We start from the raw sequence: 19,619 nt of genomic DNA, 5'->3' as shown, positions 1-19,619 counted from the left end.
CGTTTGCGCTTTTAAGGCGCGCTGAGGTCAAAAGGCAATTCGCTCGGAAATGCTAGGCTTGCCCCCCTGATATGCGCCGCTAGCTAGCGCACGGGGGGCAAGCGGCTGGAGTGTCCCACATGTCCATTACCCGAGATATCGCATCGCATGAAAATGCGGTCGCATATGGCGGTCTGATCGACGCCATCGGCGGCGTCGCCACTATCGTTCTCGTCATTTGCGGTTTAGTTGGAATTTCGCCGGCCATGATGGTCGCAATCGCGACAATCGTCTTCGGCGTCGCCCTATTGATTCAGGGCGGAGCTATGCTGTCGGATTATGCGCAGGTCGTATTTCCCGGCGGCGTCCGAACCGCTACCCCAGAGCAGATGGGCGGCAATAGCCTCGCGCTCGTCTTTCTCGTCGGCGCAGGCGGTATCGTGCTTGGCGTTCTGTCGCTCCTTGGAATCAAGCCAGACGTCCTGTCGCCGATCGCGGTCATTGGCTTTGGCACAGCTCTGCTTCTAAGCAGCAACGCTGTTTGGCGCCTCTACGTGCTTCGCCGCGCCTCCGCAAGTATGGAGGTGGCCTCGGTTGGGCAGTCGCAACATTTTGGCGCCGAGATGCTGGCGAGCGAAATGGCGTCGGGATCCGCCGGCATTCAGGCCCTTGCCGGACTGGCGGCGATCGTCCTCGGCATTCTGGCGCTTGCCGGCCATACCGCCGATCTGACGCTGAACCTGGTCGCGCTGCTTGCCCTCGGCGCTACGCTCGTGCTCACGGGCAGCACCCTTAGCGCTACGGTGCTGAGCTTTATGCGCACCACCTGAGCGCAGCCCTTCTCGGAAAAAACCCCCCGGCGCCCGCCGGGGGTATTTTTTCTGCCCAGTTGGTAGTCCGAATGGCTTCCCTCGCCGCGTGAAAATGCTCTAAAGACAGCGCCAATCTCATCCATTGCGAGGCGATATGGCGCGCCAGTTCATCTATCACATGCAAGGCCTGACCAAGACCTACCCCGGCGGCAAGAAGGTCTTGGAAAATATCAATCTCTCGTTTTATCCCGACGCCAAGATCGGCGTGCTCGGCGTCAATGGCGCGGGCAAATCGACTCTGCTGCGCATCATGGCGGGCATCGACAAGGAATTCACGGGCGAAGGCTTCGTCGCAGAGGGCGCGCGCGTCGGCTATCTCCCTCAGGAGCCTCACCTCGACCCTGCGCTTGACGTGCGCGGTAACGTCATGCTGGGCGTCGCCGAAAAGAAGGCGATTCTCGACCGCTACAACGATCTCGCGATGAATTATTCGGACGAGACCGCCGATGAGATGACCAGACTGCAGGACGAGATCGAAGCCAAGGGCCTGTGGGATTTGGACAGCCAGGTCGACCAAGCGATGGACGCGCTCGGCTGTCCGCCCGACGACGCCGATGTGACAAAGCTCTCGGGCGGCGAGCGGCGCCGCGTCGCGCTCTGCCGGCTGCTGCTCGAACAGCCGGAAATGCTGCTTCTCGACGAGCCGACGAACCATCTCGACGCCGAGACGGTGAACTGGCTGGAGGGACATCTGCGCCAATACCCGGGCGCGATCCTCATCGTCACCCACGACCGCTACTTCCTCGACAATGTCACGGGCTGGATTCTCGAACTCGATCGCGGCCGCGGCATTCCCTATGAGGGCAATTACACGAGCTGGCTGAAGCAGAAGCAGAAGCGCCTCGCGCAGGAATCCTCGGAAGACAAGGCGCGCCAGCGCGCGCTCGAAGCCGAGAGCGAATGGATCGCCTCCTCGCCCAAGGCGCGGCAAGCGAAAAGCAAGGCGCGCATCCAGCGTTATGAGGAACTCGTCGCCAAGCAGAGCGAGAAGGCGCCGACGACTGCGCAGATCGTCATTCCGGTGGCGGAACGTCTCGGCGACAATGTCATCGAGTTCGACCATCTGTCGAAAGGCTTCGGCGACACGCTGCTAATCGACGATCTCTCCTTCAAATTGCCGCCCGGCGGCATCGTCGGCGTGATCGGCCCCAACGGCGCCGGCAAGACGACGCTGTTTCGCATGATCACCGGGCAGGAGAAGCCTGACAAGGGAGAGATCACGATCGGCGACAGCGTGCAGCTTGGCTATGTCGACCAATCGCGCGACGCGCTGCACGCCAATAAAACCGTCTGGGAGGAAATCTCGGAGGGCAATGAAGTGATCTATCTCGGCAAGCGCGAGATCAATTCGCGCGCTTATTGCTCGGCCTTCAACTTCAAGGGATCGGACCAGCAGAAGAAGGTCGGCCAGCTCTCAGGCGGCGAGCGCAACCGTGTGCATCTCGCGAAAATGCTGAAAAGCGGCGCGAATGTGCTGCTGCTCGACGAGCCGACGAACGATCTCGACGTCGAGACGCTCCGCGCGCTCGAAGAGGCGCTCGTCGATTTCGCCGGCTGCGCCGTCATCATCTCGCACGATCGCTTTTTCCTCGACCGCATCGCGACGCATATTCTCGCCTATGAAGGCGACAGCCATGTCGAATGGTTCGAAGGCAATTTCGCCGATTACGAAGAGGATAAGAAGCGGCGCTTGGGAGTCGATTCCGTAATCCCGCACCGGCTGAAATATAAGAAGTTTACGCGGTGATAGGCCGCGACTTGACGCGGCACTAGGAATCATTGCAGCCTAAGCTGCCCTGTGAGCTTTGTGCGCGGATGCGCACCGAAGGGATACGCAGGGAACTGGAAAGGCAATTGCAATGGCGAATTCTCGTCACGGCACGGCTAATGCCGTGCTTTCCCTCCCCTACAATTTGATTCGTAACCTTACGTCGCCTGACGAAAAGGCCAACGGCGTTCAAACGTGGTTCGCTAACGTGAGCGCGCGCGACATTCTCAATATTGGAACTCAGGATAATTTGAGAAGCTATATAGCGGAGCATTCATCCAGTAAGCGGAATTTTGTCCATAAGCAGATTGCGAATACGATCGAGGAGCTTCCGGATAGATTCATAAATCGTAACTCTGGGGTGACAATCACCTGCACAGCATGCAACGTAGACGACAACAAGCGCGTTGCCTTCTTGGAAAACGCAAGCATCATCAACGGAGCTCAAACTCAAGGTGAGTTGCTGCGCTATTTCAGTGGGCTCGAAGGTGACGACGGCGCCGAATTTATGGTGCGCGCTGAGATCGTCATGGAGCCTTCGAAAGAGCAAATCGTTGAAATAGCAATCGCGCGTAACACGGCAACCGCCGTGAAGAGCGTTTCGCAGGCTGGCGCGCGCGGCTATCTCGCAGATCTGAAGCAATCAATCGAACAGCATCTGCCGGGCGAGACGCTACAGATGAGCGAGACCGATACTGTCGGAATGAACGTTCAGAATGTCCTTCAGTGGACGCGATTGCTCATGCCTCAGAAGCTTCTCGGCAGCACGAGCGCAGGACGCAACTTCTCATACAAGCAAGGCGGTAAATGTCTTGCTGATTTCAGCGCTTGGGCACAGGAAAAAAAGGGAGATCGCGGCCAATTATATGACTTTACTGTACAAATGGGTCCGGTCGCAGTTAAAGAGTTTAGAAACTGGGAGCGACACGAAGGTTGGAACGGCCATCGACTGCATGAATACGGTAAGAACAGCGATAGGCCGACTGGCGGCCGTCCCGTTAAGCGAGATAAAACGACCAATAAGGTAGTGTGGGTCGCGCCGGGCATTCTCTTCCCGATCATGTCCGCCTTAAGCGCTTTTGTCCGGAAGAAAAATAACCAGTGGGTTTTAGAGAAACCCTCGCTTTTCAAGGAAGATGAATTAATTCGCCGCGCAGTTCAACAATATCGAGCGCTGAATCGAGAAGTTACCTTGATGGGACGAAGCGAAGCCGCTTACGATGCTCTAAGTATCTATACCGAAACCATAGCATCGGTACTTGCTGAAGCCTAAAGGTAGAGGGAGCGACTGATTTTGTCGCTCCCTTGATTTGCTCGGTTTTAGCTTTCCCGCCCGAACGCCTTGCGCAATTCGTCCTTCGCCTGTTCCAGAACCTTCCGGCGCTCATTGGACAAATCCTTGCCGGCTCTGTTGACGTAGAACGTCAGCATCGACATGGCGGAGCGATATGGCTCCGACTTGCGCCGGTCGCTCTTCTCCGCCGAACGCTTCAGGGAGTGGGCGATCTTGGCCGGATCGTCCCAGGTGAACACGCCTGACTCGAGATCGAGCGCGTCGCTGTGGCGCGTGACGTCGCCCGACCAGTATTTGGTTGCGGTCTTTGAGCCTTTCGCCGCCTGGCCGCTCTTCGACTGCTTTTGCGCCATCGCCTGCCTCATTCCCGATAGCGGCAGGTAGTCGGCTGCCCCCAGAAATCAACTCGCCAAAGCGTGACCGCCACGAATTCGCCATTTGGGCATGGCGCATTCGCAGGCTGGGCTGTGGGCGGCCAGTGAGGGATTTTTTAAGATGAGATTATTCCGCGGGACCGCGGCCCTTGCCGTTTTCGGGACCCTGTTGCTCGCAGGCTGCGCGCCGCAGGAGTCGCCAGTCGCCGCCGCCCCCGCCGCCTATGACGAGGCCGCACAAGAGACCCAGCTTTCGGGCCAGGATGCGCTCCATGCGCGGATCGCCCATTACGCCCGAATCTACGACATTCCCGAATCGCTCATTCACCGCTCGATCCGCCGCGAGAGCAATTACAATCCCAACGCCAGGCACGGACCCTATTGGGGGCTGATGCAGATCCGTCACGACACAGCGCGGCACATGGGCTACGACGGGCCGGCGAGCGGTCTTCTCGACGCTGACACCAATCTCGCCTTTGCGGTGCCTTATCTCGCCAACGCCTATAAGGTGAGCGGCGGCAATGAAGCGCGAGCGATCAAGCTTTACGCCGGCGGCTATTACTATGAAGCCAAGCGCAAGCGCATGCTCGATCAGCTTGTGACGTCAGCGTCAGCCACGCACTAACTTCCAAAAATTATTGGTTCTTTGGCATGAAGGTGCTGCGCACTCGTCCGCCCTGCGCCGCGCCGCCTTGAACGGTCGCCATGCCAGTCGTCACGTCATAGACGAGCTTGTCGCCCTTAACGATATTCTCGCCCTGAGTCAGGGTTACATTGCCTATGAGATAGACCTTGTTTTCGCTCTTCTCGTAGCTGCCCCGATCGCCAGTCCCGATCTGATCCTTTGAGACGAGCGTCACCGGTCCTTCAACGTCGATGTGTTTGACGCGATCGTTGGTCGTCGCGGCCGCCTGATCGCCTTTTCCCTCTAAAAAGATGATGAGGCGCGTCGCCTTGAGCGTCGACGGTCCATTCGTGACGATCACGCTGCCAGAGTAGATGAGCTTCTGCTCTTTCTCGAAATAATCGAGCTTTCCCGCGTCGATATTGAGCGGGTCCTTGGCCGTTGCGCCCGGCAAGATGCCGCCGGAACGCCCTTGGGCGTTTGCCGGCGCCGCCGCGACGAGCGCAGCGAAAAGAAAAAGGACGAAGTGGAGCATTTAGCCTTTGGTCGCAGCGCCCGAAGATGGCGCGGGCGCGTCGCCGTGGCCGTATAGCACCGAATGCACCCCGCCTTCGAAGGTCGCGCGCCGCTCATTTTGCGAGAATTCCACCGACTGCGCCACGACCTCGCCCCCCTCGATCTTCAACAGGACGGGCTTGTTTGAGGTCATCACGCTGGCCTTGAAATCCATGACGGCCGACTCGAGCCGCATGTCGAAACTCTTCTCATTGCGGATGTTAACGCCGCCGCTCATGTCGGCATGATCGGCCTTTCGATTGTAAACGCCCTTCTCGGCCGTGAGCACGATCGAACTGTCGTGAGTGTTCTCGACCCTGACTTCGAGATGCTCCAATTCGAAAATATCAGGCTTCGTCAAGTCCTGCATGCCGATCGCCCCACGCACCTCATAAGGGCGCCCGTCCTTGCGGTAGCCGACGAGTTTCGGGCTTTCAATGACGATGTGGGAGCCCTTGAGCGCGACGCGCGCCACGCTTACGACCGGCAGAAAGCGCAGCGAACTGATGAGCAGGCCGAGTGCGACGATGCCGATGACGCCGCCTGCCCCCCACAGAATCCAGCGGCGCAGACGAGCGACCCGCGCCGTATGGCGCAGCGCCTCCGGAAAAGCGGTTTGTCGCGGCGCGACAAACGCGCCGATACGGTCGCGGGCGTTGGGCGTCGGGAAAGCGTCGGTCATGGCGTGATCATGAGGCGCGGAGGTGGCGAATTCGAGGCGGCGTAACCGCCTCATTCATGGGCGAAAATGTCCGTATCCGGCCAGCCAGCGAGGTCGAGGCGCGCGCGTGTGGGCAGAAACTCAAAACAGGCTTGCGCCAGCTCGGCGCGGCCCTCGCGGGCGAGCATGGCGTCGAGCCTCTCCTTCAGCTGGTGCAGATAGAGAACGTCCGAGGCCGCATAGGCCTGCTGCGCCTCGGAAAGCATTGGCGCGCCCCAGTCGGACGACTGCTGCTGCTTCGATATCTCCACGCCCAAAAGCTCGCGCACGAGATCCTTGAGGCCATGCCGGTCCGTATAGGTTCGGACGAGCCTAGAGGCGATCTTGGTGCAATAGACCGGCGCGGGAACGAAGCCGAAGGTCTTGGCCAATATGGCGATATCGAAACGCGCGAAGTGGAAGACTTTCAAAATGGCGGGGTCGGCGAGCAGGCGTTCGAGATTGGGCGCTCGGGTCTGACCCTTGGCGAACTGAACAAGCTCGGCGTTGCCGTCGCCGAAAGAGAGCTGCGCTAGGCACAGCCGGTCGCGATGCGGATTGAGGCCCAAGGTCTCTGTGTCGATCGCGACAATAGAGCCAGCGCCGATCCCCTCGGGGAGATCGCCCTGATGCAAGCGGATGGTCATGCGGCTCGAATCGTTCGATGTGGAGCGAGTAGTCTATCGCAAAATGCGCAAAACTTGTCGAAGCGCTCGCGTCGCGCGCCGGTCTCGCTCCCAAGCAAAGCCGGACTATGTAAGCCTTGCAGGCTTTTCGCTTCGAGGGGGTTAACCCGCATGCGCTTTCTTCTTGCTTTAATTCTCCTCTGCGCGGTCGCTGCGCCACCCGTCTCCGCCGCATCCTCAAAGACCGCCGCTAAGTCTGTTTCGGCGTCAAAGTCGGACCAAGGGACCAAAACCGGCAAACGCAGCCGGCAGGCCGATCCCAAGGGACTAGGCGGCATCCATCCTTTGGTTGGAAGCGGCGGCTATTAGGCCGCAAGCGTAGCCTTATGGCTGCAATCCGTCGCTGGCGATCCGGAACGCCCGTGACGTAAAGCTCTCTTGTCAGACGCCCGCCAAATCTTCACTCTATTGCGATGCAAAAGTCGCGGGATGGCGAGAGAACGCCGGTGATCGATCTGCCCAACGGCATTAACGGCGTCGAGCGCCGCTTCAATGCGATGGTCATCGAACTGGCCATCCGCCTGTTCGCGATCGGCGCGCTGCTCTACTGGACCTTCATCATCATCCTGCCTTTTGCAGCGATCATTCTTTGGAGCGTCGTGCTCGCCGTGGCGCTCTATCCGATTTTCCGCGTGCTGGCCGAATTGTTAGGCGGACGGCCCATCACTGCCGCCGTATTGATGACGATCGCCGGACTCGTGCTGATCATCGGTCCGGTCACATGGATGGCGGTCGGCGCGATCGACCCCATCAAGTCGGTGATGGAGGGGATCGAGACCGGCGACATCGCCGTCCCGCCGCCGCCGGCGTCGATCAAAGGATGGCCCTTCGTCGGCGAGCAGCTTTATTCCTTCTGGCTGCTCGCTTCGACCAATCTGCGCAGCGCCTTCACGCAAATTCTACCGCAACTGAAGCCCGCCGGAGAATTTTTGCTCGACATGGCGAAGAGCGCCGGCGCCGGCACGCTCAAATTCCTCGTCTCCGTCCTGCTTATGGGCTTCATTCTCGCCGCCGCGCCGCAAATGCTCGCGGGCGCGCGCGCCCTGTCGCGGCGCATCGATCCCTCAAGCGGCGAGAAATTTGTCGATCTCGCCGGCGCCACGATCAACGCCGTTTCGCGCGGCGTCATGGGCCTGTCGCTGATGCAAGCCGTTGTCGGCGGGGCGGGCATGTATCTCGCCGATGTGCCGGGCGCGAGCCTGCTGACCATCGCCATTCTCGTGCTCGGCATCATCCAGATCGGCCCGCTGCTGATCGTCGCGCCGGTCATCTTCTGGGCTTGGACGACCCTGGCGGCGGGTCCAGCATTGGCGCTGACGATCTGCATGCTCAGCGTCAACTACATGGACAATGTGCTGAAGCCTTTCATCTTCGCGCATGGCTTGTCGACGCCGATCCCAGTGATTTTCGTCGGCGTGATCGGCGGCGTGCTCGCCCATGGGGTGGCCGGCCTATTCGCTGGGCCGGTCGTTCTCGCCGTCGTCTGGGAGCTGACCAAGGCCTGGATCGCCGACGACCTCAAGACCGTTAGCGAAAACGCGGTCGAGCCGGATTTCGACGTGGAGACGTCGCCGGACCTACCGCCCGCGCAGGGCGTTAAGAACCTTTAGGCTAGCCCGGCCATTGCGCTCGAGGCCGGCGCGCGACTGGAAATCGGCGATCGCCTCTTTGGTCTTTGTTCCGATCACCCCGTCGGAGTCGCCGACGTCATAGCCATTACGGGTGAGCAGCGCCTGCAATTCCCGCCGCTCGGCGCGTGACAGGCCCGGATCGTCGGTCGGCCACGGCGTCTGAATGCCTGGCCGGCCACGCAGCATGTCGGACAGGACGCAGATCGCCAGCGCGTATGACTCAGCTGCGTTATAAGTATAGATCGCATCGAAGTTTTTTGTAACGAGAAACGCCGGCCCGCTACGGCCGGCCGGCAGCAGCAGCGCCGCAGCGCCATCGCCCAAGCCGCTACCGTCGAGGCGCATGATGCCGCGCGACTGCCAGAAGCCCATGGACTGCCGATGTCCCCGCCCGGAAGGTCCGGAATAGCCTTCCGGCAGACGCACTTCGAAGCCCCAAGGCATGCCAGAACGCCAGCCGCTCTTGCGCAGATAATTCGCCGTCGAGCCGAGCGAGTCGGCCGCCGAGCTTGCAATGTTGCGCCTTCCGTCGCCGTCGAGATCGACAGCCATTCTAAGAAAGGTCGACGGCATGAACTGCGTATGGCCGAAGGCGCCGGCCCAGGAGCCGTAGAATTCCTCTGGCGCGATGTCGCCGCTATCGAGAATTCTCAGCGCGGCGATGAATTCCTTACGCCAATAGTCATTGCGGCGCGGCGCTTCGCAGGCGAGCGTCGCGAGGCTCTGGACCACGGGGCGCTTGCCGAAGCTCTTGCCGAAATCAGACTCGACGCCCCACACGGCGACAATGGTCGGCGCGTCTACGCCATAGCGGCTTTCAGCGGCATGCAGCACGCGCGCATGCTGGCGCAGCATGACGCGTCCTTCTTCGACACGCTCCTCGTCGAGGAGGCCGGCGACATAGTCCCAGACGGGCGTCGTGAACTCTGGCTGCTTGTCCATGAAGCTAACGGCGTCGTTGGGGGTGAGCCCATCCGTCGCCGACGCAATCGTCTGCCGGCTGACGCCGGCTCCTGCCGCGTCGCCTCGCAGGCTCGAGAGGCAGCCAGACCATTCGGCGCGCGCCGGAGCGGCCGCGAACAGCAGCACGGCCAAGGCCGCGAAAAGATGATTTGCCTTCATGCCGCGAATTTAACGTAAGGACGCGGCTTTTTCATGGGCCGCGTCGCCGTAAGACGCGCCCGTCACTCGCAAATGCGGCGGGGACGGGAACCAATCACCACGCCATATTCGTCGAAGATCGGACGGCGCTCAACCCAGCAGACGGGCGGCGGCGCGACATAGACAGGCGCAGGCGCATAGACCACGGGTGGCGCAGAATTGGCGAGCGCCCCGCCGGTGATCGCTCCAAGCGCAAATCCGCCAATGCCCGCCGCAATGGCCGGCCCCGCGGAATCGGCGCGCGCTGGCGCGGCGGACGCCAGCGCTGCGGCGCTGAGAGCCAAGGCCGCCGAAAGCGTCGCGATTGTTCTGCGCATCATAGTCTCCAAAGATGGCGAGCCCTGCACATACGCGCGCGGCGCCAAGAGGCTCGGTCGAGCTGACAATAGAAGCGATCCCGTACACGAACCGTTAATGGCGCGGCGAGGTCGGTTCTAAAGCTGAGAGACCCGCGGTTTTCCCGAGGGCGCTTTGACTGGAGGCTTAACCGGAGGCTGCTCTCTTGCCCCCTCGCCGCCGCCAGTCCTGAACACGGGAACGTCGTTGGCCTCCGGGATTGGCGCCTTTACGCGAAAACCAGTCGCGATCGACTTGGCCGCAGCAAGCTCCCTCGAATCGAGGCGAGCGCCGATTTCGTCGCGTTTCTTGGCCGCGTCATCGTCGCCCTGATCGGCGGCGGCGGAAAGCCAAGCGTAGGCTTGCACCAGATCGCGGCTGACGCCGAGACCCCGAGCATAGAGGATCGCGAGATTGAACTGGCTGTCCCGAACGCCATACTCGGCCGCCCGACGAAACCAATCCGCCGCGGCGACATAGTCGGGCTTACCGTCGCCTCCCTCGGCAAGCAGCACCGCAAAATTATGCATCGCTCGAGCGTTGCCGGACCCCGCGGCGCGCTCATACCAAAGCCGGGCGAGACCGTAGTCGCGCTCGACTCCCACGCCCTTCTCATACATCGAGCCGAGCCGATATTGCGCCGGCACAAGCCCTGTCTCGGCGGCCTTTTCGAACCAGCGCGCCGCCGCTTTGGCGTCGCGCGCGGCGCCGCGCCCTTCCACAAGGCGCGCGCCCATTTCATACTGGGCGGCCGGATCGCCCTCCACAGCGAGGCGTTTGATCGCCGCCAATGCGTCGCCGGGCGACAGCGGCGTCGCCTCTATGGCGCCGGTGGGCATTGGATCGATATTTTGCTGGGCTGCGACCGGACGCTCGGCTAGCGCTATCGATGGAGCCTCCTTAGAGGCGAGCGGCGTTTCTGGCGACGAAGGCGGCAGGACCGCCTTAGCAGGGGCCTTAGCCTCCTGTTGCCTTAGCGACGGGCCTATAATCAATCCGTCCCGCCCGCTGAGCCGCGCCATCTGATAGGCCCCAATCAGCAGCATGATCGCGGCAAGGCTCAACAGCAGCGGGCGCTTACGCTCCCGAAGGGCGGCGCCGAGCCTGACCACCGCCCCGCCCTCAGGCGTCGCATCGCCGATTGCGCCTTCGCCTGACGCCGCGTCCGTCGCCGGCTGCGTGGCGCGGCGCGCCGCGGCGATGAAATCAGATTGAACCGAGGTCCGAAACCCTACGCGCTCCGCGCCTGATAGGGGCCCACTAAAATTCCCTCGCCCGTCGACGACGCGATCGTCAACTGGCAGCAGGAACTCCATTGGATCGAGCGGCGCGACTTCTTTGCTCTCGGCGTTTTGTCCGTCCGCCGTCCCCGGCGCCGCCGAGTCCTTGGAGACATGACAATCGTCATTGTCGTCGCGACGAACTCGGCGCGCCGCCCATTGCTGAACCTTCTCCGTTTCGCGGAGAATTTCCGCAGCCGCCCGACGAAGGGCCTCTTCCGCCGCCTGAGCCGTCTCAGATCGTGTGTCCTCGAGTCGCGCCAAAAGATCATCGATTTTCGATTCGAAGCCGATAAGCGCGCCGCTTCCTGCGTCGATCCGCTCGAGCCGCCGCGACAAGGCGTCAATCTGAGTTTCGAGCGACTTGAGCGCTTCAGAATCGGCCGCAGGCTCGACGGGCCGATCGATGCGGTCGGCGAGCGACTCGATGAGAGCCGCCAACTCGCTTTCCCTTTTCTCGGCGCGCGCGCCGCTTTCAACTCTCTGCGCGAGCGCGTCATGCACGCGCTCCAACCGCTCAGCGATTTCCTCAAGGCGAGAATTCTGATCGCTAAACCTTGGAGCGTAGAGAGGATCGTCGAGCCGATCAATTTTGAAGGAGAGCTGCGCAAGCTCCCGCTCGATCGCCTGCAAATCAAGATGACGCGCATCGGAAGAGAGCGCTGCGTCGAGCTTGCCGTCGAGGCCGCGCAGCAACTCTTCGATGGCGGCGATATGCCCTAAATCGCCTGCCCTCGTGGCGCTCTCCATCCGCGCGGCGAACGTCTGACGAAGCTCGTCGATCCGCTGCGAGAGGTCGGCGAATTGACGCTCACCGTTCGGCTCCGCGAGCATGGCTTCGATGCGCGCGAGCGACTCTGACGGCGCGCTTTCCACAAAGCGCGACTCAAGATTGTCGAACCTGCGGCCGATCTCCTCGAAGGCCGAAGCGTGACTCGCGCCATCCAAAGCGCCATCGATTTTCTCTGCGAGCTTTGCGACGAGCGCCTCCAGCGGCGCCATATCCGCCGCTCCACGATCCATGCGCTTAGTGATCGTCTTGCCGAGTTCGTCGATACGGTCGCCGAGCTCGTCGAACCGCGCGGCCGCGGTCTGAACGACGACGGCGTCAAGCTTTTGCGCAAGGCGATCGAGCCGGTTGTTGAAGGACTCAAGGCCCTTCCCCGTTTCCGCGGCGATAATGGAGCGGATTTTCGTGGCGACTTCGCCAAGATCCGCGCCGGACGCGCCACAGGAAAGCCTCAGCGCGTCCACGCGCTGCGTAACGTCAATGATGCGCGCCTCGATCTTCTCAAGCGGCAGTGGCCGCGCCATCAGCGCCGCCAGCTGCTCCTTGATTTCATGAGTTTCGCACGCGAGTTCGCGCACGGCCGAAGCCTGCGCGACATCTCCTTTCTGCAATTTCTCCAGTCTGACGCCGATCGTTTCGACGTCGGCACGAAGGTTGCGCACGACCGGAGTTGGATCGAGATCTTCAATCACGGCGCGCAATTCGCTGATGATATTCTCGGCAGGCGCGAGCGTCTCGTCGGAAACGCCGCGGTCGCGTTGCAAGTCGATGCGCTGACGGAGATCGGCTAACGCCGTATCGATCGCGGCGACGGACGCGCGCGGCGCGAGCTCGCCGATCGCTCGCGCCATGTCCTGAATTTCGCGACGGACATTTTCGATCTGTCGCATCATCACGAGCTGCTGGTCGCCGCGCTCGGCGGCGTCCTCGCGAAAACCGTCTAAATGTCGCGCGACCGAGTCGATCGAGCGCTGCAGGGCCGTCATGCGCGATGCGGACGCGGGCTCAGAACCGCCAAGTGCGTCATCGAGCACGCGCTGGCGCTCGGTGATTTGCGCGATCGCGTCTAAAAGCGGGCGGTGAACGGGCGCATCGCCGCCAGGGGCCGCTCGCTCGCTTTGAGCGGAGGCCGCGTTATGCGCGGCGGATGCGTCTGACGGGGCCGACGACTTCGCTTCGCGCTGATGCGCCGCGTCTTGGTCCAGCCGTCGCGCGATATCGGAGAGACGCTGATCGAGACCCCTCAACCCCTTTTCGAACTTTTCGCCCCGATCTTCGCTGGCCGCGAGCGCGAGCTTCGATTCGAGCTCCGCCAGCGCGCTGCGGATAGGTTTAGCTTTTGCGGAAGGCTGCTCGCCGAGCCGGCTCTCAATGCGGGCTTTGGAGAGCGCTGCAATCGACCGCCAAATCAAGTCTTCGCTGCTGTCGCGATTCTCTTCAGCATGCGCCTCGGCCCCGCGTCCGACCTCGCGCGACTCCGATTCCGGACGACCCTGATCAGGAAATTGCGCCTTGCTCATGTGGTGGTCCGGCGGGTCCGACCCGTGGAAATTTGGAGAAAAACGCTGTGGAACGGACACGGACGCGCGAATCGCCGCAATATTAGCGGAGAGGCGGGCCGATGACGGTGACTTTCTGTCAATCGAAGTAAAGAAGCCGTTAAAAAACGGCTCTATAGCTCTTGTCGCGCTCCGGATCGCCGCCAAGTGGCTCGCTTGCGCGCGCGGCGGCGCCTCTCTACCTATGACGCAGCCCGAGAGAATCGCGATGCGACGGCGCCGCCCAGCGTCGCCTGCAAGGAGGAGGCGTGATGCCGAGCTACAAGGCGCCTGTGGACGATACCCTCTTCCTTCTAAACGACGTCTTGAATTTTCAACGCTTCGGCAATCTGCCAGGCTTTGCGGACGTAACCCCCGATGTAATGTCGCAAATCCTCTTTGAGGCGGGAAGGCTTTGCGAAGAGGCGCTCGCGCCGCTCAATCAGTCTGGAGACGAAAAGGGCTGCGTGCGCCACGACGACGCCTCAGTCTCCACGCCTCCGGGCTTCAAGGAAGCGCATGACGCTTTCGCCGAGGGCGGCTGGATCAGCCTCACTGTGCCCGAGGAATACGGCGGACAGGGCCTGCCCTATACGCTGTCGATGGCGATGAATGAATTCGCCTCGTCGGCGAATATGTCCTTCGCGATGTATCCGGGCCTCACGCAAGGCGCGCTCGCGGCGCTTCTGCGTCATGGCAATGACGAGCAAAAAAAACTTTATGTGCCGAAGATGGCCGATGGTCGCTGGTCGGGCACGATGAACTTAACCGAGCCGCAATGCGGCACCGATCTCGGACTGCTGACGACGAAGGCGACGCCGCGGGACGACGGCTCCTATTCGATCACCGGACAAAAGATTTTCATTTCCGCCGGCGAGCATGATCTGGCTGAGAACATCGTGCATCTTGTGCTTGCGCGCATCGAAGGCGCTCCCGCCGGCGTGAAGGGCATATCGCTCTTCATTGTGCCGAAGTTTCTCGTCAACGGCGATGGCGCGCTTGGTCCGCGCAATGGCGTCAGCTGCGGCTCCATCGAAGAAAAGATGGGCATCCACGGCAACTCGACTTGCGTCATGAATTACGACGGCGCTCAAGGCTTTCTCGTCGGCGAAGCTAATCGCGGACTGAACGCCATGTTCGTGATGATGAACGAGGCGCGCCTCGGCGTCGCCATGCAAGGCCTCGCCCTCTCTGAGGTCGCCTATCAAAACGCGGCGCAATACGCCAAGGAACGTCTGCAAGGCCGCGCGCTTTCCGGACCCAAGGATCCCAAGATGCCCGCCGACCCGATCATCGTGCATCCGGACGTGCGGCGCATGCTGCTCGAGATCAAGGCCTTTAATGAAGCGGCGCGCGGATTTGCGCTTTCTGCCGCGCTCGACAGCGACATCGCGCATCGGTCCGACGACGCCGCCTCGCGCCAGGCGGCGGAAGACCGGCTTGGCCTGCTGACGCCGGTGCTCAAGGGCGTGCTCACAGACATGGGTTTTGAGAATACCGTGAAGGCTCAACAGGTATATGGCGGCCATGGCTATATTCGCGAATGGGGCATGGAGCAGTTCGTGCGCGATTCCCGCATCAGCATGATCTATGAGGGCGCCAATGGCATTCAGGCGCTCGACCTCGTCGGCCGCAAGCTGCCGCGCGACGGCGGCCGCGCGATCATGACCTATTTCAAGGAAACGTCGGAGTTCCTAAATCCGCTGGCGTCCGACGAGGCAATGAAGCCTTTCGCTATGCCGGTGAAGTCGGCGCTCGATGATCTGCAGAAAGCGACGATGTGGCTGATGCAGAACGCTATGACGAAACCCGACAATGCCGGCGCCGCCTCTTATGACTATATGCATCTCTTCGGTCGCGTCGCGCTCGGCGTGATGTGGGTGAAGATCGCGCAAGCGGCGATGGAGAAGAAATCGAGAGAACCTCACGAGGCGGCGCGGATGGACGCCAAGCTTCTCACCGCGCGCTTCTACATGGAGCGCATGCTGCCCGAAACGAGCTTGCGCCTGACGCGCATTTCAACCGGCGCCGACACGATGATGTCGCTCGCCGAAGAGATGTTTTAGACGCGCCGGAAGGATTCGAGAGAGGAACGCTTGATGCCCGACGCTTTCATCTACGACGCCGTTCGCACGCCGCGTGGCCGCGGCAAGCCGGATGGTTCGCTGCATGAGGTTTCCTCGCTCGGCCTCGCCGTTACGGCGTTAGAGGCCATCAAAGAGCGCAACAAGCTCGAAGGCCCCGAGGTCGACGACGTGATCCTCGGCTGCGTCGATCCGGTCGGCGAAGCCGGCGGCGACATCGCCCGCGCCGCGGCGATTTCATCTGGCTATTCGTACAAAGTCCCCGGCGTGCAGATCAATCGCTTCTGCGCCTCGGGATTGGACTCGGTGAATTTCGCCGCCGGCGAGATCATGTCCGGCCAGCACGATCTTGCGATCGGCGGCGGCGTCGAGAGCATGAGCCGCGTCGGTATCGGCGCGTCGGGCGGCGCCTGGCCTGTCGATCCGACCATCGCCATTCCTTCCTACTTCATGCCGCAGGGCGTGTCGGCCGATCTCATTGCGACGAAATACGGTTTCTCGCGCGACGACGTCGATGCCTATGCCGTGCAATCACAACAGCGCGCGGCGAAAGCCTGGGAGGAAGGCCGCTTCAAACATTCGATCGTTCCGGTGAAGGACGTCAATGGAATCACGCTGCTCGACCGCGACGAACATATGCGTCCCGGAACCGACATGCAGGCGCTTGCGGCGCTGAAGCCCTCCTTCGCCTTTTACGCCGAACAGGGCGGTTTCGACGCGGTCGCCATTCAGGCGCATCCCGAGATTGAAAAGTTGAATTACGTGCATCACGCCGGCAATTCATCAGGCATTGTCGACGGGGCCGCGGCGGTGCTCGTCGGCTCGAAAGAGGCGGGCGAGAAGCACAGTCTCAAACCTCGCGTCAAGATTCGCGCTTACGCCAATATCGGCTCCGAGCCGGCGCTGATGCTCACCGGACCTGTCGACGTGACAAGCAAAGTGCTCAAGCGCGCCGGCATGACGATCGACGACATCGATCTTTTCGAAGTGAACGAAGCCTTCGCCGCCGTCGTGCTGCGCTATCTTCAAGCTTTCGACCTCGATCCCGCGAAGGTCAACGTCAATGGCGGCGCCATCGCCATGGGCCATCCGCTCGGCGCCACGGGCGCCATGCTGATGGGAATCGCGATTGAGGAATTGGAGCGCACAGGAAAATCCACAGCGCTTGTGACGCTCTGCATCGGCGCCGGCATGGGCACCGCGACGATCGTCGAGCGGGTGTAATTCTGGCGCGGAGCCGCACGATAATGGAACAAAGAATCTCCCTCATTACGCTCGGCGTGAACGATCTTGCAAAGAGCACGGCTTTTTTTGAGCGGCTGGGCTGGCGCCGCTCTGTCAGAGCGGCGCAGGGCATCTCTTTTTTCCAGTGCGGCGGCGTCGCCATTTCGCTTTATCCGCGATCGGAATTGGCGGCGGACGTCGGAACGCCGCCCGACGGGGGTGGGTTTAGCGGCGTCACGCTCGCCTACAACGCACGCTCGAAACAGGATGTCGACGCCGTCCTTGCGGAGGCGAGCTCCGCCGGAGCGACGATCGTAAAGCCTGCGCAAGAAGCGTTCTGGGGCGGATATTCGGGTTATTTCCGAGACCTCGACGGACACTTCTGGGAAGTCGCGTGGAACCCAGGCTTCCTTCTCGACGACGCTGGCGCAGTCACGCTGCCCGAATAACGATCCATACGTTCGGTCTTCGCCGCTGCAGATCGCTCATTCAAGGGAGTCCTCGATGAACCTCCAGAATTTCAAATTCGTAATCGATCCAGACGGCGTCGCGCTTGCGACCTGGGACATGCCGGAACGCTCGATGAATGTCATCACGCCGGAGGTGATGGACGAGCTGGAGCAGATCATCGACGCGGTCGTCGCCGATCCTGGCGTCAAAGGCTGCGTCATCGCGTCTGGCAAGAACGCCTTTTCCGGCGGCGCCGATCTCACCATGCTGCAGCATGGCGCAGCGCAATACGCAAAGGCGCTGAAGGAGCAAGGCGAAGAGGCGGCCAATAAGCAGTTCTTCGAATTTTCGCGCCGGCTGTCGCTGCTCTACCGGAAACTCGAGACCTGCGGAAAGCCTTTCGCCGTCGCCATCTACGGCGTGTGTCTCGGCGGCGCCTTTGAACTTGCGCTCGCCTGCCATTATCGCGTGATGGCGGATGACGAGAAGACCAAAGTCGGACTGCCGGAAATTAAAGTCGGGCTCTTTCCGGGCGCCGGCGGCACGCAGCGCGTGTCGCGCATCATGCAGACGGGCGACGCGCTGCAATTCCTGTTCAGGGGCGATCAGATCAAGCCGAAAGCCGCGCTCGGCGCCAAGCTCGTGCATGAGATCGCGCCGAAAGCCGAGATCGTCGATCGCGCCCGCGCCTTTATCGTCAACGGCGGCAAGGCGCAGGCGCCGTGGGACGTGAAGGAATTCAAGAATCCTTCCGGCAGGGTGTTCTCGCCGACCGGCATGATGATTTGGCCCGCAGCCAACGCGATCTATCGCCGCGAGACCTACGACAATTACCCCGCGGCCAAGGCCATTCTGCACGCCGTCTACGAAGGTCTGCAATTGCCGATGGACCAGGCGCTGACCGTCGAGTCGCGCTGGTTCGCGCATATTCTGCGCTCGAAGGAAGCGGCGGCGATGATCCGCTCGCTGTTTCTCTCAAAGAACGAATTGGACAAGGGCGCGCATCGGCCCAAAGACATCGGTCCGACCAATCTCAAGAAGATAGGCATTATCGGCGCTGGCTTCATGGGCGCAGGCGTCGGCTATATCAGCGCGCTCAACGGCCTCGACGTCGTATTGATTGATCGCGATCAGGAGAGCGCCGACAAAGGCCTCGCGACGATCGACAAACTCATGTCGAGTTCCGTTAGCAAGGGCCGCGCCACCGCGGCCGACAAGGACGCCTTGATGGCGCGCGTCGTCGCCGCGGCCGACTATGCGGCGCTGAAAGGTTGCGATCTCGTGCTCGAAGCGGTGTTCGAGGACCGCGCCGTCAAGGCCGACGTCACGAAGCGCGCGCAGGACGTCATTGGCGGCGACACTATCTTCGCGTCGAACACTTCGACACTGCCGATCACCTCGCTCGCGGAAACCTCGCAAAAGCCCGAAAACTTCATCGGCATCCATTTCTTCTCGCCGGTCGAAAAGATGCTGCTCGTCGAAGTGATTCTCGGCAAGAAGACCGGCGACCGCGCCCTGGCGACGGCGCTCGACTTCATCCGCATCATCAAGAAGACGCCGATTGTCGTCAACGACTCGCGAGGCTTCTTCGCCAATCGCTGCGTGCTCAATTATGTGCGCGAAGGGCAGATCATGCTTGTCGACGGCGTGCCGCCCGCGATGATCGAGAATGTCGCCCGCATGGCCGGCATGCCGGTAGGCCCGCTGTCGCTCAATGACGAAGTCGCGCTGGATCTCGGATGGAAAATCCTGCAGGCGACGAAGAAGGACCTTGGCGAAGGCTCGGTCGACCCCGCGCAAGAACGTGTGCTGCGCTTCATGGTCGAGGAAAACGGCCGCTTCGGCCGCAAGAACGGCAAGGGCTTCTACGACTATCATTCCAACGGAACGAAGAGTCTTTGGCCCGGCCTTTCAGCTCTGGCGCAAAAAGAGCTCAATCCCGATACGCTCGACGTTGATGAAATGAAGCTGCGTTTCCTCGTGACCCAGGCGGTCGAAGCGGCGCGCGCCATGGCGGAGTGCGTCGTCACCGATCCGCGGGAGGCTGACGTCGGCTCCATTCTAGGTTTCGGCTTCGCGCCCTTCACCGGCGGCGTCATCTCGTACATCGATAGCATGGGCGCGAAGGCCTTTGTGGCGCTATGCGACAAGCTCGCCGCGAAATTCGGCCCGCGTTTCGAGCCCCCGCAATTGCTGCGCGAGATGGCGGCGAAAGGCGAAACTTTCTACGGACGGTTCATGCCGCAGAAAATGGCGGCGTGATCGCGGCTTA

The 19,619-nt window shown here is 61.5% G+C and carries 15 protein-coding genes and 1 pseudogene; 9 read left to right on the top strand and 7 right to left on the bottom strand.

The annotated features are described in order from the left end of the window. Positions 1-119 precede the first annotated feature (119 nt). The 3 genes from FEV16_RS01435 (at position 120) to FEV16_RS01425 (ending at position 3,892) form a co-directional block, all read left to right on the top strand. Positions 120-809 (top strand): hypothetical protein, encoded by a 690-nt coding sequence (locus FEV16_RS01435; protein ID WP_138165826.1) that lies wholly within the window; start codon positions 120-122, stop codon positions 807-809. A 136-nt stretch (positions 810-945) separates the two neighbouring features. Next, positions 946-2,598: an energy-dependent translational throttle protein EttA gene (gene ettA, locus FEV16_RS01430; protein ID WP_138165825.1), complete on the top strand. Its 1,653-nt coding sequence runs from the start codon at positions 946-948 to the stop codon at positions 2,596-2,598. Between the two features lie 112 nt (positions 2,599-2,710). Continuing rightward, complete coding sequence (locus tag FEV16_RS01425; RefSeq protein ID WP_138165824.1) at positions 2,711-3,892, top strand: AIPR family protein; 1,182 nt, start codon at positions 2,711-2,713, stop codon at positions 3,890-3,892. 47 nt (positions 3,893-3,939) lie between these two features. On the opposite strand, the gene FEV16_RS01420 is transcribed toward FEV16_RS01425, so the two are convergent. Continuing rightward, positions 3,940-4,266, bottom strand: coding sequence for a DUF3175 domain-containing protein (locus FEV16_RS01420; protein WP_138165823.1), 327 nt, complete (start codon positions 4,264-4,266; stop codon positions 3,940-3,942). A gap of 310 nt (positions 4,267-4,576) precedes the next feature. Here FEV16_RS01420 and FEV16_RS17505 point away from each other — a divergent pair. Beyond that, positions 4,577-4,882, top strand: a pseudogene (locus FEV16_RS17505) (lytic transglycosylase domain-containing protein); the annotation flags it as partial. A 40-nt stretch (positions 4,883-4,922) separates the two neighbouring features. On the opposite strand, the gene lptA reads toward FEV16_RS17505, so the two are convergent. Genes lptA through FEV16_RS01400 form a run of 3 tightly spaced genes read right to left on the bottom strand, consistent with a single transcriptional unit; the run spans position 4,923 to position 6,814 of the window. Beyond that, the gene (gene lptA / locus FEV16_RS01410; protein WP_138165821.1) at positions 4,923-5,447 is read right to left on the bottom strand and encodes a lipopolysaccharide transport periplasmic protein LptA; all 525 of its coding nucleotides are present in this window, start codon (positions 5,445-5,447) and stop codon (positions 4,923-4,925) included. After that, a complete protein-coding gene (gene lptC / locus FEV16_RS01405) occupies positions 5,448-6,149 on the bottom strand; it encodes an LPS export ABC transporter periplasmic protein LptC (RefSeq protein WP_138165820.1) in 702 nt (233 codons plus the stop codon). 50 nt (positions 6,150-6,199) lie between these two features. Then, entirely contained in the window at positions 6,200-6,814 is a 615-nt protein-coding gene (locus FEV16_RS01400) for a ribonuclease D (RefSeq protein WP_138165819.1), read from the bottom strand. A gap of 485 nt (positions 6,815-7,299) precedes the next feature. Here FEV16_RS01400 and FEV16_RS01390 point away from each other — a divergent pair, with 485 nt between their 5' ends. Continuing rightward, on the top strand, positions 7,300-8,463 hold the full coding sequence (locus tag FEV16_RS01390; RefSeq protein WP_138165817.1) for an AI-2E family transporter: 1,164 nt from the start codon (positions 7,300-7,302) through the stop codon (positions 8,461-8,463). On the opposite strand, the gene FEV16_RS01385 is transcribed toward FEV16_RS01390, so the two are convergent. The 3 genes from FEV16_RS01385 to FEV16_RS01375 all read right to left on the bottom strand — a co-directional run bounded on the left by FEV16_RS01385 (position 8,431) and on the right by FEV16_RS01375 (position 13,571). Continuing rightward, on the bottom strand, positions 8,431-9,606 hold the full coding sequence (locus FEV16_RS01385) for a lytic murein transglycosylase (RefSeq protein WP_138165816.1): 1,176 nt from the start codon (positions 9,604-9,606) through the stop codon (positions 8,431-8,433). The genes FEV16_RS01390 and FEV16_RS01385 overlap by 33 nt on opposite strands. Before the next feature lie 62 nt (positions 9,607-9,668). After that, entirely contained in the window at positions 9,669-9,965 is a 297-nt protein-coding gene (locus FEV16_RS01380; RefSeq protein ID WP_348639961.1) for a hypothetical protein, read from the bottom strand. Positions 9,966-10,079: 114 nt separating this feature from the next. Next, the gene (locus FEV16_RS01375; RefSeq protein ID WP_138165815.1) at positions 10,080-13,571 is read right to left on the bottom strand and encodes an SEL1-like repeat protein; all 3,492 of its coding nucleotides are present in this window, start codon (positions 13,569-13,571) and stop codon (positions 10,080-10,082) included. Positions 13,572-13,861: 290 nt separating this feature from the next. Here FEV16_RS01375 and FEV16_RS01370 point away from each other — a divergent pair, with 290 nt between their 5' ends. The 4 genes from FEV16_RS01370 to FEV16_RS01355 are packed head-to-tail and all read left to right on the top strand — an operon-like array spanning position 13,862 to position 19,609. Further along, entirely contained in the window at positions 13,862-15,655 is a 1,794-nt protein-coding gene (locus FEV16_RS01370) for an acyl-CoA dehydrogenase C-terminal domain-containing protein (protein ID WP_138165814.1), read from the top strand. Positions 15,656-15,688: 33 nt separating this feature from the next. Then, the gene (locus FEV16_RS01365) at positions 15,689-16,897 is read left to right on the top strand and encodes an acetyl-CoA C-acetyltransferase (RefSeq protein WP_138165813.1); all 1,209 of its coding nucleotides are present in this window, start codon (positions 15,689-15,691) and stop codon (positions 16,895-16,897) included. A gap of 23 nt (positions 16,898-16,920) precedes the next feature. Beyond that, on the top strand, positions 16,921-17,346 hold the full coding sequence (locus tag FEV16_RS01360) for a VOC family protein (RefSeq protein WP_138165812.1): 426 nt from the start codon (positions 16,921-16,923) through the stop codon (positions 17,344-17,346). A 55-nt stretch (positions 17,347-17,401) separates the two neighbouring features. After that, entirely contained in the window at positions 17,402-19,609 is a 2,208-nt protein-coding gene (locus tag FEV16_RS01355; protein WP_138165811.1) for a 3-hydroxyacyl-CoA dehydrogenase NAD-binding domain-containing protein, read from the top strand. The last annotated feature ends 10 nt before the right edge of the window (positions 19,610-19,619 follow it).

The sequence above is a fragment of the Methylocystis sp. B8 genome (assembly GCF_005771425.1).
Taxonomy (GTDB): Bacteria; Pseudomonadota; Alphaproteobacteria; order Rhizobiales; family Beijerinckiaceae; genus Methylocystis.
This window is presented reverse-complemented; position numbering and strand designations above follow the sequence as displayed.